The organism is Parahoeflea alexandrii (assembly GCF_027214025.1).
GTDB lineage: Bacteria > Pseudomonadota > Alphaproteobacteria > Rhizobiales > Rhizobiaceae > Hoeflea > Hoeflea alexandrii_A.
Genome location: NZ_JAPWHB010000006.1, coordinates 288,981 through 304,191, shown reverse-complemented (window position 1 = coordinate 304,191; position 15,211 = coordinate 288,981). Strand labels below are relative to the sequence as shown.

At 63.0% G+C, this 15,211-nt stretch carries 15 protein-coding genes; 3 read left to right on the top strand and 12 right to left on the bottom strand.

Annotation, left to right across the window (positions count from 1 at the left end):
* Positions 1-171: 171 nt before the first annotated feature.
* A complete protein-coding gene (locus O4H62_RS20635; protein ID WP_269390711.1) occupies positions 172-1,698 on the bottom strand; it encodes a UxaA family hydrolase in 1,527 nt (508 codons plus the stop codon).
* Between the two features lie 141 nt (positions 1,699-1,839).
* On the opposite strand from O4H62_RS20635, the gene O4H62_RS20630 reads away from it, so the two are divergent.
* A complete protein-coding gene (locus O4H62_RS20630) occupies positions 1,840-2,529 on the top strand; it encodes a GntR family transcriptional regulator (RefSeq protein WP_269390709.1) in 690 nt (229 codons plus the stop codon).
* A gap of 31 nt (positions 2,530-2,560) precedes the next feature.
* Here O4H62_RS20630 and O4H62_RS20625 read toward each other — a convergent pair whose 3' ends face one another.
* Complete coding sequence (locus O4H62_RS20625; protein WP_269390707.1) at positions 2,561-3,589, bottom strand: aldo/keto reductase; 1,029 nt, start codon at positions 3,587-3,589, stop codon at positions 2,561-2,563.
* Between the two features lie 202 nt (positions 3,590-3,791).
* On the opposite strand from O4H62_RS20625, the gene O4H62_RS20620 reads away from it, so the two are divergent.
* The gene (locus O4H62_RS20620) at positions 3,792-4,244 is read left to right on the top strand and encodes an RbsD/FucU family protein (RefSeq protein ID WP_269390706.1); all 453 of its coding nucleotides are present in this window, start codon (positions 3,792-3,794) and stop codon (positions 4,242-4,244) included.
* A gap of 67 nt (positions 4,245-4,311) precedes the next feature.
* On the opposite strand, the gene O4H62_RS20615 is transcribed toward O4H62_RS20620, so the two are convergent.
* The 9 genes from O4H62_RS20615 to dctP form a co-directional block, all read right to left on the bottom strand.
* Positions 4,312-5,709: an ArnT family glycosyltransferase gene (locus O4H62_RS20615; RefSeq protein ID WP_269390705.1), complete on the bottom strand. Its 1,398-nt coding sequence runs from the start codon at positions 5,707-5,709 to the stop codon at positions 4,312-4,314.
* Positions 5,706-6,461 (bottom strand): ChbG/HpnK family deacetylase, encoded by a 756-nt coding sequence (locus O4H62_RS20610; protein ID WP_269390703.1) that lies wholly within the window; start codon positions 6,459-6,461, stop codon positions 5,706-5,708. Before O4H62_RS20610 ends, O4H62_RS20615 begins: the two co-directional genes overlap by 4 nt.
* Positions 6,442-7,419, bottom strand: a complete 978-nt coding sequence (locus tag O4H62_RS20605) for a glycosyltransferase family 2 protein (protein ID WP_269390701.1) — start codon at positions 7,417-7,419, stop codon at positions 6,442-6,444. The genes O4H62_RS20610 and O4H62_RS20605 overlap by 20 nt, the downstream gene beginning before the upstream one ends.
* On the bottom strand, positions 7,416-7,796 hold the full coding sequence (locus O4H62_RS20600) for a GtrA family protein (protein WP_269390700.1): 381 nt from the start codon (positions 7,794-7,796) through the stop codon (positions 7,416-7,418). Before O4H62_RS20600 ends, O4H62_RS20605 begins: the two co-directional genes overlap by 4 nt.
* 276 nt (positions 7,797-8,072) lie before the next feature.
* On the bottom strand, positions 8,073-9,626 hold the full coding sequence (locus O4H62_RS20595; protein ID WP_269390699.1) for a malonate--CoA ligase: 1,554 nt from the start codon (positions 9,624-9,626) through the stop codon (positions 8,073-8,075).
* Positions 9,623-10,945, bottom strand: coding sequence for a malonyl-CoA decarboxylase (locus tag O4H62_RS20590; protein ID WP_269390698.1), 1,323 nt, complete (start codon positions 10,943-10,945; stop codon positions 9,623-9,625). Before O4H62_RS20590 ends, O4H62_RS20595 begins: the two co-directional genes overlap by 4 nt.
* Positions 10,942-12,258, bottom strand: a complete 1,317-nt coding sequence (locus O4H62_RS20585; RefSeq protein ID WP_269390696.1) for a TRAP transporter large permease — start codon at positions 12,256-12,258, stop codon at positions 10,942-10,944. The genes O4H62_RS20590 and O4H62_RS20585 overlap by 4 nt, the downstream gene beginning before the upstream one ends.
* Positions 12,255-12,752, bottom strand: a complete 498-nt coding sequence (locus O4H62_RS20580) for a TRAP transporter small permease subunit (RefSeq protein ID WP_269390695.1) — start codon at positions 12,750-12,752, stop codon at positions 12,255-12,257. Before O4H62_RS20580 ends, O4H62_RS20585 begins: the two co-directional genes overlap by 4 nt.
* Positions 12,753-12,829: 77 nt before the next feature.
* Positions 12,830-13,825 carry a TRAP transporter substrate-binding protein DctP gene (gene dctP, locus O4H62_RS20575; protein WP_430538486.1) on the bottom strand — a complete coding sequence of 332 codons (996 nt, stop codon included), beginning with the start codon at positions 13,823-13,825 and terminating at the stop codon, positions 12,830-12,832.
* A gap of 146 nt (positions 13,826-13,971) precedes the next feature.
* Here dctP and O4H62_RS20570 point away from each other — a divergent pair, with 146 nt between their 5' ends.
* Positions 13,972-14,640 (top strand): GntR family transcriptional regulator, encoded by a 669-nt coding sequence (locus tag O4H62_RS20570; protein WP_269390693.1) that lies wholly within the window; start codon positions 13,972-13,974, stop codon positions 14,638-14,640.
* Positions 14,641-14,680: 40 nt separating this feature from the next.
* Here the strand turns inward: O4H62_RS20570 and O4H62_RS20565 are convergent, their stop codons facing one another.
* On the bottom strand, positions 14,681-15,205 hold the full coding sequence (locus O4H62_RS20565) for an NADPH-dependent FMN reductase (protein WP_269390692.1): 525 nt from the start codon (positions 15,203-15,205) through the stop codon (positions 14,681-14,683).
* Positions 15,206-15,211 lie beyond the last annotated feature (6 nt).

The following is a 15,211-nucleotide window of genomic DNA, read 5'->3' as shown; positions in this document are numbered from 1 at the left end:
GCTTCACGCTGAATTTTAGCCTTTAACATAATCATTAATATCCGGTTAACTTCTCCCTCAGGTTGCATATTCTGCCAGCCGTCTTTTTAGGTAAAAGACAGCTTGATGTCGAAACTCGCGGCACATCTCCGACAGACAGCCTCGATCAAAATCAGGCTCAAACCGCGATGATCACATCACCGCGCCCATCTGCCAGGGAACGAATTCGGCGCCGCCGAAGCCAAGCTCTTCGCTCTTGGTTTCCTCACCGGAAGCCACGCGCAGGAACAGCTCGAAGATCTCGCGTCCCTTGTCCTCGAGGCTGACGGCATCGGTGATGATGTCGCCGCAATTGACATCCATGTCCTCGGACATGCGGGCATACATTTCCGAATTGGTGGCGAGCTTGATGCAGGGGCTGGGCTTGTAGCCCGAGACCGAACCGCGGCCGGTGGTGAACACAATGAGGTTGGCGCCCGAGGCGATCTGACCTGTCACCGAGCAGGGATCGTAGCCCGGGCTATCCATGAACACGAAACCGCGCTCGGTGATCGGCTCGGCGAACTTGTAGACCTGGGTCAGGGGCGCGGTGCCGCCCTTGGCCACGGCGCCGAGGGATTTCTCGAGAATGGTGGTCAGGCCGCCCTTCTTGTTGCCGGGCGAGGGATTGTTGTCCATCTCGCCGCCATTGCGCGCGGCGTAATCCTCCCACCAGTGAATGCGCTCGACGATCTTGGCGCCGACCTCGGGCGTGACCGCGCGGCGGGTGAGCAGGTGCTCGGCGCCGTAGATTTCCGAGGTCTCAGACAGGATGGTTGTGCCGCCATGGGCAACCAGCAGATCGGACGCGGCGCCCAGCGCCGGGTTGGCGGTGATGCCGGAATAACCATCGGAGCCGCCGCACTGCATACCGATCACCAGATGCTCGAGGCCGGCGGGAGCGCGCGCAATCTTGTTGGCCTCCGCGGCCATTTCCTTGAGCTGCTCAACCCCACGTTCGATGGTCTTGCGGGTGCCGCCTGACTGCTGGATCGTCATGTAGCGGAAATTGCCATCGGCGCGCATGCGCCCACGGCCGATCAGATCAGGCACCTGCATGACCTCGCATCCGAGTCCCAATAGCAGGATGCCGGCGAAATTCGGGTTTCTTGCATAGCCCTGCAGGGTGCGGAACAGGGTGTCGTAGCCCTCGTCCTTGCCTGACATGCCGCAGCCGGTGCCGTGAACGATCGGCACGACGCCGTCGACATTCTCGAACCCGTCGAGCCAGCCCTGCTTCTCCACCGCCTCGGCGATGAAACGAGCGACGGAGCCCGAGCAGTTCACCGAGGTGAGAATGCCGAGATAATTGCGGGTGCCGACACTTCCGTCGGCCCTGTGGTAGCCCATGAAATGCCGCTGCTCCGACGGGGCGGGCAGCGCCCTGACTTCGGTTGAGAATTCCTTTGCCTCGGCATGGCCGCCCATGCCCAGATTGTGGACATGAACATGTTCGCCAGGCGCAATCGCACGGGTGGCGATGCCGATGGTCTGGCCGTACCGGAGAACCTTCTCGCCTTCGGCAATCGGGCGCACGGCAATCTTGTGGCCGCGCGCGATCGCTTCGGCAAGCGGCACATCGAGCCCGGATACGGTTGTGCCGCCGGCAAGGTCCTTGAGGGCAATGATCACATTGTCGGCTGCGTTGAGGCGGATGGTCTGCGGGAGATCTCTTGTCATCGGTCAGAGTGCTTCGTGGTTGCAAAGCCGGGACGGCGCCGGATCTCGGGCCGGATCGTGGCTTGACAGGAGGATAACTCTATCTAACATGTTAGTATGCCAGTCAGCGAGGATAGTCCACTGCGAGATGCGAAAAAATCCGTGCCCGCGCTTCAGCCTCTGGATGACTTTCCCGGCTCGCTTTCCCAGAAAGTCTACATGTCGCTGAAGCAGGCGATCCTGTCGCTGGCCTTCCGGCCCGGCGAACTGATGCAAAAGTCCGAGATCTGCAAACAGCTCGGTGTCTCGCGCTCGCCGGTGACGGAGGCCATGGCGCGGCTTGCGAGCGAGGGACTGGCCGACATCGTGCCGCAGGCGGGAACCTATGTGACGCGGTTCTCGATGGCGGAGATCCGCGAGGGCGCGTTCCTGCGCGAAGCGCTGGAACTGGCGGCGGTGGAGGCAGTCGCCGCCACGATCACGGAAGAGCAACTGGTCTCGCTCAAGCGTAACCTGCGCATCCAGGAAGCGCTGATGGAGGACGGCGACACGGCCGGCTTTCACCAGATGGACGCCGAACTGCACGAGATGATCCTGTCCTTTACCGGCTACCGGCGGCTGGCATCGCTGGCGGAAACGGCCTGGATTCACGTCAACCGCGCGCGCCAGCTCAACCTGCCGATGCCGGGCCGGATGCAGGCCACACTCGAAGAACACAAGGCCATCGTCGCCGCGCTCGAGGCACGCGATCCGGAAGCCGCGCGCAAGGCAACGCGGCATCATCTGAGCCAGTTGATCCTGCTGTTGGAGCCGCTGGTCATCGAGCGGCCGGAGCTTTTCACCAGCGGTTAGCGGCCATACACGAGGTATGGCTGCGTATCCTTCACCTCCCGATGGGCGCATCCTGCCGCATCAACCCCTCGGCTTTCAGGTCCGACCAGAGCGCCGGCGGGATTTCCGCGCTTGCGGCCACCGCGTTGGCTTCCATCTCCGCCACCCCCTGCCCGCCCGGAATCACGGAGACGACCGAAGGATGGCGCAGCGGAAACTGGAACGCCGCATCGACCATACGCGTGGTATGGCGCTCGCAGACCGCCTGAATGCGGGCAACGCGATCCAGGATCGGCTGCGGCGCGGGGTCGTAATTGTAGAAAGCCCCCGGCTTCGGCCCCGTCGCCAGAATGCCCGAATTGTAGGGGCCGCCGATGACAATGCCAATGCCGCGCTGCGCGGCCAGCGGCAGGAATGTCTCAAGCGCTTCCTGCTCCAGCAGCGTGTAGCGGCCGGCGAGCAGGAACAGGTCGAAATCGCCGCGCTCGGTCAGCCACTGGCAGGCCTGCCATTCGTTGACGCCTGCGCCGAAGGCCTTGATGACGCCCTGATCGCGCAAGGACACGAGCGCCCTGTAACCGCCGGCCATCAGCTCTGCGAGTTTTCCGTCACGCGCGGCCTCGCTGCCATGGGTGAAGACATCGAGATCGTGAGCGTAGAGGATGTCGATGCTGTCGACGCCGAGCCGCTCCAGCGAGAATTCGAGCGAGCGCATGACGCCGTCATAGCTGTAGTCGTAGACTTCCCGGCGCCGGGGCACGTCGAAGAACTTGCCCTCGCCGGTGCGTTGCTCGCCGGGTTCACAGCGGCGCAACAGGCGTCCGATCTTGGTCGAGAGCACGTAGTCGCCGCGCTGCTTGACGCGCAGGAACCGGTTGAGCCGGGTCTCGGCAAGACCTAAGCCATAAAGCGGCGCGGTGTCGAAATAGCGCACGCCGAGATCCCAGGCCTTCGTCAGCACAGCATGGGCCTCATCGTCGGAGATGGCGCGGTAGAGATTGCCGAGCGGCGCCGTGCCGAAACCGAGCTCGGTGAATGTCAGCCCGCCATTGCCGGTGCGGTCCCAGTGACGTGTCTTCATCTGCAAAAGCTCCTCCCTGTCGGCCCGGCAACCTAGCCGATCCTCCCGCCGCTCGCATCCCCCGCGTGAGCGTGGGCCACAATTTGCAGTGGGAGAACACCAGCACCAGCCGATTGGGCTTGAATGGCAAGCTGTCCGGCTGCAGGATCGGGGCAAAGCGCGGCTCCGGTAACGGTCCGCAGGATGTTATCGGGAGGACTTCATGCTCAAGGGACTGGATCCGCGGCTCAATGCCGAGGTGCTTTACGCGCTTCGCGCCATGGGACACGGCGACACGCTGATCATCGCGGACACGAACTTTCCGTCTGACACGCTGGCCCGCCAGACGGTGCTGGGGGAGTTGCTGAGGATGGACAACCTGACCTCGGCCCAGGCAGCGGAAGCCGTGCTGTCGGTGCTGCCGCTCGACACCTTCGTTGATGATTTCGCCGGCCGGATGGAAATCGTCGGCAGTCCGGATGAAATCGCCCCGGTACAGGCGGAAGTCCAGGCGGTGATCGATGCCGCGGAGGGCAGGCACCGGCCGATGGTCGGCATCGAACGGTTCGCCTTCTACGACACGGCCAAGCAGGCTTATGCGGTGATCCAGACCGGCGAACGGCGGTTCTACGGCTGCTTCATGCTGCGCAAGGGCGTCATCCCGCCGGACGCTTAGGAACGGGGCACATTACGCGTCAGACCACGCTTAGACGGCAAGGGCTGCTCGCATCGCTTGAGCCCGTTCAGGTCGCGGGAACATAGAGCAGATACTTGCGGTTTTCCGCGACCGCCGTGACGGTGTCGCCGAAGCGGGCCAGGAACTGGTCCTGATAGTGCTTGGGCACCAGGACGCCGTCGCCGGGAGCAAGCCAGGTGCCCACATCCTCGATTGTCTTCAGCCGCTTGATCCGGCCTTGCGTGTAAAACTCGGCCGAGAAGCTTCGCGCGTCGAGGATGGCGAGACGGCCCGAACCCTGGAAGGCCTCGATCAGCTGTGCCTCTGACGGCACCGCCGAGCGGCCGAGACCGAGGAACGCAGCAAGGGTAAGAGCTGCGGAAACGATCAGGACTTCGGACACGCCGAGATGCACCCATTTGGTCTGCATGGGTCCGCTTCGGGCCCAGAGCATCACCGAGAGAAGCGCTGCAGCCGGCACGCCCGGCAGGACGTAAGTGACAATGATGTTCGCCGCGGGCGTGAACAGCGCCAGCGGCGCCAACGCGAACATGAGAAGGTAGAGATAGAGACCACCGTCGCCGGGCCGTTCGCGCGGAATGCCCCCGCGCAGCCGCCAGAGCAGGATCGGCAGCAGCGGGCTCCAGGGAAGCGTGGCCAGGATCCAGAACAGCCAGATCATTCCCTTGGGATGGGCACGCCCGGCGCCGTAGAGATCTCCCGACCAGCCCGGCTGGAGGAAGCGCTGGATGTGCTCGCCGACAATGAAATAATAGAGATAGCCGGGCGTGGCGATTTCAGCAGCCAGATACCAGGGGATGACCAGAACCGCGACCAGCACGGTTCCGCCGAGCCATGGCAGTTGCAAGAGATCCTTCCAGTTGCCGCGCCAGATCATGAAGGCCGTGATCGGCATCATCGACAGAACCGTCGCCACCGGCCCCTTGGCCAGAAGCCCGATAGCCAGCCCGAGAAAGAACAGCCAGCCCCAGCGGCGGTCTCCCTGCAGCCCGCCATAAAAGCCGGCCATGCAGGCGGTCACGCCAAGCGTGAGCGCCATGTCGGTCTGAACGAACCCCAACGCGACGAAGAACAGCGCCGAACTCGCCGCCACCAGCACGGCAACGCCGGCGGTGATTCGGTCGGTGAGGGTGCGGGCCCAGAACCACAGGATCGCCAGCGTCGCCAGCGCCGACAGTAAGATCCCGAGCCTGACCGCAAAAGGCGTCACGCCGAAGGCGGCGATGCCCATTGCCGAAAGCCAGGTGTGCAGCGGCGGCTTGGCCCAGAACGGCACGCCGTAGTCGAACTGCGGGGTGATCCAGTTGCCGGTTTCGACCATCTTGCGGGCGATTTCGGCGTAGCGCGCCTCGGTCGGGTCGGTCAGCGGCACCCAGATCATCGCCGCCACACGCACGGCGAGCAGCAGGAACAAACCCCAGAGGATGGCACGGCTTTTGGTCAATTCACTGTCCCTTGAAGCAGGATGTTTGTCTCGCAGTCGCGGCTCTCCGGAGCATGGCCGGCGCATTGCATCTCGTCATCGGCATCCCCGGGGTGCACCATCATCAGGCAGTCCGGGCCCGCCGCTGCCAGCAGGCGAGGTAACCAGTGCCGAACACTGGCCGGATCGTCAAGACGGAGGAAGCCGGAGAAATCCTCGTTGACCTCGTGTCCCGCTTGCCGGAAGACCCGCCGCGCCCGCGCAGCCAGCGCCATGATCAGCACGCCCTTTGCGCCACCGGCGCGAAGGTTGCGCCACCGCCCCGTCCATGTGGCAGGCAGCGGAACCCTGATCCAGGTCTTCGGCCCCGAAGGCAATTGCGCGACCAGCGGCGCGATCCACGGAATGCAGTGGCAATGCTGGTGGCCATCATAATAATCGGGAAAGCTGCCGAAGAGGGAAATGAATTCGTCCGTCTGCCGATTTAGCGAGGCCGCGGCGGCGGCGCGCACCCGGGAAGGCAACCGCGGCCGCAGCAGCGTCGAGAGCGGCCAGACATCGGCATGTCCTGGCAGCGCCTGGGTGAGATTGAGATGCAGACCGACCTCTGCGCCAGCATCCCTCAATGCCTTGAGCCGCGCAACGTCACCGGCGTCGATGGCATCGTTGACCATGACGGAGGTTGCATCGAGCCGCCGGGCTTGCATCAGGGACAGGATGACCCGGTCGTGCTTGCGGCCAAGCCCGAAATCGTCAGCGATCCTCAACTGCATCCCCCTTGCGGCTGATGTCTTCCGCCAGGATGTAGGGGGGGCGCTTCTTGGCCTCGAGGACGGACTTGCCGATATACTCGCCAAGCAGCCCGAGGAAGATCATCTGGACGCCGCCGAAGAACGCGATCAACGTCAGGACCGAGGCAATGCCGTTGGTCACCCCGGTGAAGAACAGGGTCTCGATGACGACATACAGACCGTAAGCCGCGCTGAACATGGCTATGACGATGCCTGCCATGGCCATCAGCCGCAGCGGCGTGGTGGTGAAACTGGTGATGGCGTCGATCGTCATCGACAACAGACGGAACGCCCCGAAGCTGCTCTTGCCATGCTCGCGCACCGGCGGATCAAGCGGCAGGCCGGTCTGGCGGAAGCCGACCCATCCGTAGAGCCCCTTCATGAACCGGTCGCTCTCGGGAAGCGAGCACAGGGCCTTCATGAAGCGATGGTTGATCAGGCGGAAATCGCCGGCGCCCGGCGGGATCTGATAGCGGATGTTGCGGTTGATGACCCAGAAGAACAGCCTGGAGGCGGCAGCCTTGAGATATCCTTCCGAGGACCGGCGGCTGGCCTTGTAGGCATAGACGCTGTCGGCGCCCTCGTTGAGCCAGATGCGGACAAACTCGGTGATCATTTCCGGCGGATGCTGAAGATCGGCGTCCATCAGCACCGCCGCATCGGCGGATTGCGCGGCGTCTATGCCTGCCGACAGGGCGGCCTCCTTGCCAAAATTGCGGGAGAACTGCAGCAGACGGACCGGGCGCGGACCGAAATCATGGGTGTTCAGAATGGAAAAACTGTCGTCGCCGCTGCCGTCGTCAATGAAAATGAACCCGACCGCCAGCTTGAACTCGGCCGCCAGAGTGCCGGCAATGGCTTCCAGCCGGTCGAGCAGCTCGGGCAAAACCTTGGCCTCGTTGTAGACTGGAACGACAATCGACAGGGTTTTTCCGGTCATGACTGCTTCTTTGCGAAAATAACTGCTGACGAGACAGCGAAATTGATGATCGACGCCAGACCGATCGCCACAAGCAGCGCCATGGCCAGGGGCAGACCGGCGTAAAGCGAGAGTTTTAACACCAGGGCGCGCAGAAGAAAGACCAAACCGCTCCAGGCCATGAACATCAGATAGCGCCGCAGCAGATTGTCGTTGGCTTCTTGAAAGGTGATGCGGCTGTGAAAGCGGAACACCACGGTCGCACTGACGATCATCGTGAGCGCGAGGGCGATGGCCGGATCAAGGCTCGTCCAGCGGGCCAGCGCAAGGGTCACCAGATAGTCGATGGCAGCACCGATGACCGATCCGCTGGCGAATAGGGAGAATTTCCTGAGCATCGTCAGTTCTTCCGGTTGAGGGCAAGCCCTGACCGGTGCGATCCAATCCGGTGACGCACGCTGCAGCCGCTGACGCGGCAAGCCCCAAGTTCAAAGCCGTTCGGGAGCCGGTATATTGGTTGGCGCCATCAACGGCAATAGATGGATTGGGCGCCGCCGGGTACGGGCATCGCGATCACTGCCCTTGCGAGAAGGCAAGGCAAGCCTGGAAGCTCGTGGCGCGCAGCCCCTCTCCGGACGTGTCCCGACCGTGGCGAGGCCGCGTCTATCTGCGGTTCATTCGGCCAGCAATGTCCGGTAGGCATCGCGCAGCACGTTCTTCTGCACCTTGCCCATGGTGTTGCGCGGCAGTTCATCGAGCACGACGATGCGCTTGGGCTGCTTGAAGCGGGCGATCTTCGGCTTGATGCTGTCCAGGATCGTGGCCTCGTCGAGCTTCGCGCCGGGCCGGGGCACCAGCACGGCCACCACACCCTCGCCGAAATCGGCATGGGGCACACCGATGACGGCGGATTCGAGTACGCCCTCTTCCTCGTCGAGCAACAGTTCCAGCTCTTTGGGATAGATGTTGTAGCCGCCGGAGATGATCAGGTCCTTGGAGCGGCCGACGATCTGGACATAGCCGTCGGCATCGATGACGCCGACATCGCCGGTGATGAAGAAGCCGTCGTCGCGGAATTCCTCCTTGGTCTTCTCCGGCATCTGCCAGTAGCCGGAAAAGACGTTGGGGCCCTTGACCTCGATGATGCCGATTTCGCCCTGCGGCAAGACCTTGCCGCTCTCGGCGTCGACTATGCGCAGGTCGACGCCCGGCAGCGGGAAGCCGACGGTGCCGGCGCGGCGTTCGCCGTCATAGGGGTTGGAGGTGTTCATGTTGGTCTCGGTCATGCCGTAGCGCTCGAGAATGCGGTGACCGGTGCGCTGCTCGAAGAGCACATGGGTTTCGGCCAGCAGCGGCGCGCTGCCGGAGACGAACAGGCGCATGTGCCTGACCAGGTCACCGGTGAAGGCAGGCTCGTCGAGCAGCCGCGTGTAGAAGGTCGGAACCCCCATCAGCGCGGTTGCCTCAGGGATATTGGCGATAATCGCCTCGGCGGAAAAACCGGGCAGGAAGATCAGCGACGCGCCTGCGCTCAAGGTCACGTTGGTGGCGACGAACAGGCCGTGGGTGTGGAAGATCGGCAGCGCGTGCAGAAGCACGTCGTCGCTGGTGAAGCGCCAGACATCGACCAGGGTCTGAGCATTCGACAGAAGGTTGGCGTGGCTCAGCATGGCGCCCTTGGAGCGGCCGGTGGTGCCGGAGGTATAGAGAATGGCGGCCAAATCATCGGCGCTGCGCGCGATCGTTTCGAAAGCGGTGGGTGCGGCAAGACCGGCGTCATTGAGCGAGCCGGCAGAAGTCTCGTGGTTCTGCCAGACGCCCATGGTCTCGAGCCCGATGCCGAGGCTCGCGGTCAGCGCCTCGTAGTCGGCGCGCTTCTTCGGATCGCAGACGAAGATCCGCGGCGTGGCGTTGCCGAGAAAGTATTCGATCTCCGCCGGCGTGTATCCGGTGTTGAGCGGCAGGAAGACCGCGCCGGCGCGGACAACGGCAAGATAAAGCATGATGGCTTCGATGGATTTCGGCACCTGCACGGCGACGCGGTCACCGGGCTTGACCCCGAGATCGACAAGAACGTTGACAAACCGGCCGGAGACATCCTCGACATCGCCATAGGTGAAGCGTCGACCGTCTTCCGGCAGAGTCGCAAACAGCGCGTTGCGGCCTTCGGGCGTCGACAGCTTGTCGGCGAGCAGTCCGTCAAAGAGATAATTGTCAGCCATTTTCATTTCCTGCCATTGCTGTTTGCGGCCGCTGCGTCTGCCAGCGACTTGACCTCCCGCGAAGCCACCACCGTGTGGTTCTCGGCGAAGCCCTCGTGGAATTGACCGATCTTCCTGAGATCATAAAGGTAGTTCACCATCAAGCCGCAGGACTGCCGCACCCCGTTTTCCGACAGGTCGGCGCCGGCGTGGATGTCGTGCACCATGGCACCGTTGTTGAGGTGAAAGCGCGCCACCGGATCCAGCGGCAAGCCGTTGCGATCCTTCTGGTTGATCAGGTAGTGGGCTGCCTGGCGGCGCAGCCATTGCGCCTGGTCCTTCAGCCCGGCCAGATCACCGGTTTGCGTGGCAACCCTGACAGCGTCGGCAACAGTGCCCGCATCCGGCTCTCCGGCGAGCGACTGGCGGAGCCAGCGGCAGAATCCCGGGATCGGCGACAGGGTGACGAAGGTGGTGATCGACTTCACCTCGGCCTGCAGGTCCTCGACCACCTGCTTGATCAGCGAATTGCCGAAGGAGACGCCGCGCAGGCCAGCCTGGCAGTTGGATATGGAGTAGAACACCGCCGTATCGGCGCTTGCGGGATCGAGGGGCTCGCGGTTTTCCGCCAGGATGTCCTGCACCGAGCCCGGTACGCCCTTGACCAGCGCCACCTCGACGAAGATCAGCGGGTCGTCCGGCATGGCGGGATGGAAGAAGGCATAGCAGCGCCGGTCGGCGGGCTCGACCCGGCGGCGCAGATCGTCCCAATCATCGATGGCGTGGACGGCTTCGTATCTGATGATCTTCTCGAGAATATTGGCGGGGCTCTGCCAGTGGATGCGGCGCGGCACCAGGAAGCCACGGTTGAACCAGGAGCCGAACAGGTGCTGAAAATCGAGATCGGTTCGCCCGAAGGACGGATTGTCCTTGAGCAGCGGGAGCAACCGGGCCCGCATCTTCACCAGTTCGCCGGTGGCGCCGGGAACCCGGTTGATGCGGCGCAGCAGTTCCTGCCGCCCGGGTTCGGCAGTCTCGAGCAGGCCGGCAAAATTTTCGGGCGACCGGTCTGCCTGGTAGGCTGCGGTCAGCGCCTGCAGCCGCTCGGTGTCGATATCCAGTTCCTCGGTGAGATAGCGGAAGAAATCGACTTCGGCCTCGGGCGTCAGTTCGCTGAAGCGCGACAGGATCTGCTGGCCCATACTGTGAGAGGCTCCCTCGCTCGAACTGGCAATCAACGCCTCGCAGAGTGCGGTGATCGTACGCCCGTCGCCCTTGACCCGGGCAAGGTTGGGCCGCTCGAACAGCGTCGAGAGCAGATCGTAGAAGAAGCCCGACCGGTTCAAAACCCTGCCCCCATCACCAGATTGGGCAGGAAGGTGGCGATCGAGGGGAAGATGCACAGAAGCACGATGGCGAAGACCATGCACATCACGTAGGGCAGCGAGCCGCGCAGGATGGTGCCGAGCGAGATATCCGGCGCGATCGAATTGATGACATAAAGATTGAGGCCGACGGGCGGGGTGATCAGGCCGATTTCCATGTTGATGGTCAGCACGACCGCGAACCAGTAGGGATCGAAGCCGGCCGAAGTGATGATCGGCAGCAGGATCGGCGCCGTCATCAGGATCACCGCCACCGGAGGCAGGAAGAACCCGGCGATCAACAGGAAGACGTTGATGATCGCCATCAACACCCAGCGATTGACCTCGAGGTCGGAGATCCAGCCGGCAATGGACTGGGTGACGAAGGTCGAGGACAGGGTGAAGGCGAACAACTCGGAGGCGGCGATGATCATCATGATCATCACCGACTCGCGGGTGGAATCCCGGAACATGTCGAAAAACGGCCTGGCCGAGAACATCCTGTAGACCACGACCACCAGCACCAGGCAGAACAGCGCGCCGACGCCGGCGGCTTCGGACGGGGTCGCGACCCCGCCATAGAGCACGAACAGGATGCCGGCGACGATGGCCAGGAACGGCAGCACGCGCGGCAGGATCTCGAATTTCTGTTTCAGCGAATAGTGCTGCGTCACATCCGACAGCTTCAGACCGCTGCGCCAGCAGGAAAACAGCGTCCAGGCCATGAAGATGGCCGTCAGCATCAGCCCCGGGATGACGCCGGCGAGAAACAACCGGCCGATCGAGGTTTCGGTCGAGATGCCGTAGACGATCATGGTGATCGAGGGCGGAATGAGAATGCCGAGCGTGCCGCCGGCGGCAATCGATCCCGCGGAGATCTCGTCGGGATAGCCGCGCTTGCGCATTTCCGGAATGCCCATCTTGCCGATGGCGGCGCAGGTTGCGGGCGACGAACCGGACAGCGCCGAGAAGATCGAGCATGCGCCCAGATTGGAGAGAACCAGGCCGCCCGGCACGCGGTTGAGCCAGCGGTCGAGCGCCTCGTAGAGATCCTTGCCGGCCGGCGAATTGGAGACCGCGGCGCCCATCAGGATGAACATCGGGATCGAGACCAGGGTGAACGAATTCAACCCGGAAAAGAATGTCTCGCCGAGAATGTCGAGCGAGCGGAACCCGTCGATCAGCAGCAGCGTTCCGATGGAGACGGCGCCGAGCGCAAAGGCGATCGGCATGCCGATGGCAAACAGGGCGACCAGAACCAGAAGAATGAGAAGGCCGATTTCGAGCGGGCTCATGCGAGGGTCTCCCCGGTTCCGGTCCAGTTCTTGTAGATCTCGGCGATGTATTGAAGGCACAGGATGATGATGCCGAGCGGCAAGGGCAGGAGCGGAATCCACAGGGGCAGCGCCCAGACGGTATCGGTGGTCCAGCCCTTCGACAGCGCCTCGTAGAAATAATGCCAGCCCGACCAGGCGAGCAGGCCGCAGAACGCCAGGCTCAGAACCGCAGCCAGGACATCAAGCAGACGCTTGGCCGTTCCACCCATCAGGTTGGGCAGGAGATCGACCGAGACATGCCCCTTGAGCATCAGCACGTAGGGCGCGCCGATGAAGGTGGAGGCGATCATGGCGTAGACCACGAATTCGGTCTGCCAAACGGTGGAAGCGCCGAGGAAATAGCGCATGAACACCATATGCGAGACCACGAGCGTGGAAGCGGCGATCAGCAGCATCGACACCAGGCCGCACAGCCGCGACACCGTCTCGACGACCGAAACAAAGCGTTTCATCTCCGGGCAATCCTCGAATTTGAAAACAGGACAGGCAGGACGGAAAGGGGGAGGCGAACCTCCCCCCGGTCCGCCGCTTATTCGACTGCGAGTGCTGCGTCGATCAGCTTCTGGCCACCATCCACCTTTTCGGCGAACTGCTTGTAGGCCGTTTCCTTGGCGATCGCCAGCCAGGCGTCATAATCGTCCTTGGACATCGACACCACTTCAACGCCGGCCTTCTTGAAGGTTTCGACCATCTTGTCGTCGAGGCCTGCAGCCTCCTTGTCGAAATACTCCTCGGCCTTCTTGCCGGCGGCCATGACGGCTGCCTGCTGTTCCGGCGTCAGACGCTCGTAGGTTTCCTTGGAGATCAGCATCGGTTCGTACATGAACCAGAGCGAGTTCTCGCCCGGCTCGGTCAGGCACTTGACCTGCTCGTAAAGCCGGTAGGAGACGAAGGACCCCGACGAGGTGTTGGTAGCATCGAGAACGCCGGTCTGCATGCCGGTGTAGATTTCCGAAGACGCCATCGAGGAAATCGATGCACCGGCGCCAACCAGCATCTGCTCGAAGGCAGGTCCGGCAGCGCGGGTCACCTGACCCTTGATCGTGTCGGGCGAAGTGATGCAGTTCTTCTTCGAGGCGAAGGCGCCGCCGAGCCAGGCGTCGGCAATGACGATGGCGCCATTGTCCTCGACCAATTTCTTGATCTCATCCATGAAGGGTGAGGCATTGAGCCGCTTGGCGCGCTCATGGTTGCGCACCAGGCCCGGCATCAGGGTGGCCGAGAATTGCGGCACGCGGCCCGAAGCATAGTCGAGCGGGAACGAGGTGATGTCGAGCTGGCCCTTGGTCAGTGCGCCCCACTGCTCCTTGGCCTTGTAGAGCGACTGGCCCGGATAGACCTGAACATCCAGCCCCACATTGGCGGCAGCCAATTCCTTGGCGAAGAGCTGAACCATTTCGTCGCGCGCGTCGCCCTTGCCGCCCGGAAACTGGTGCGATGCCTTCAATGTCTCGGCCTGAGCAAGGCCCGTCATGGCGATGGATGCGGCGAGCATGCCCGCGAACGCAGATAATCCTAGTTTCATGTCTACCTCCCAGAAGATTTTCGTCGCAGAACCTCCTCCGGTCCTGGCGCGGATCAATGGGACCATTTTCTGAATGCAATGTCAAATCTCTTGTATACAAGAAGAATGAATTTGCATTTCCGGGCGGATTGAGCATGATGCGGAGCATGGGCACACGCATCGCAGACACCATTCGCGAACGCATCGAACAGATGATCGTCACCGGCGAATTCGCCGACGGCGAGCGTCTCGACGAGGTCAAGCTCGCCGAGCAGTTCGGCGTGTCGCGGACCCCGTTGCGCGAGGCGTTCCAGTCGCTCGCAGCCTCCGGTCTGCTGACGCTGGAAGCCCGCCGCGGCGCCTTCATCCGGCATCCGGATTTCGTCGAACTGGTCGAGATGTTCGAAGTGATGGCGGAGCTGGAGGCGATGTGCGGCTTCCGCGCCGCGCGGCGGGTGAGCGAGCAGCAGATGCGCGATATCGGCCGCACCATCGAGGCCTGCGAAGCGGCGATCGCGCAGGGCGATTCTGACGAATACTACCGCGAGAACGAGACCTTTCACCACCTGCTCTACGAGGCCAGCGGCAACAGCTTCCTGGCGCGCGAGGCGGCGCGGCTGCACAAGCGGCTCAAGCCCTACCGGCGCATGCAGTTGCGCGTCAACGGCCGCATGCCGCAGTCGATGCGGGAGCACCGGGCGATCTATGCGGCGCTGGAGAAATCCGACCCGAAAGCCGCCGCCGCCATGCTGCGCCAGCACGTTTCCATTCAGGGCGAACGCTTCAACGACCTGATGGCCAGCTACCGCCAGATGGCGCCGCGCAAGGCCGGCTGAGCCGACTCGGCGTCTCTAACCGCGACCACGACACCAGGCTTCAAAGACTGGCGATGAAGGCCTTGAGATTGAGTTCGGCGAAATCCAAGATCGCCTCGTCGGCGAGATGCCCATCGGCCACCTTGGCGTTGGCCTGCGGAATGACGATTTCCTGGCAGGTGAACGGTCGGGCCAGCATGCCGTTGAGAATGTATTTGAGGTGCGCCTGGGCGCGCACGCCGCCGAGCGCTCCGCCGGAGACACTGACGATGAAGCAGGGCTTGTCCTTGAACACAGAATTGTAGGCCGGCCGCGAGGCCCAGTCGATGGCGTTCTTGAGCAAGCCCGGAACGCTGTAATTGTACTCGGGCGTGACGAAAACCACGCCGTCGGCCGCGGCCACGTCCGCAAGGAAGCGTTCAACCGCCGGATCCTTGTCAAGGTCGGCATTGTAGTGCGGCAACAGGCCGGGATCGGCGACCTGGCAGGTGACGCCGGCTTCGAGGCGGCTGACAAGCGCCCGCACCGTGGCGCGGGATGAGGATGCCTCCCGCAGGCTGCCGGGAATGAAGAGAAGCTGTGTCATGAAGTC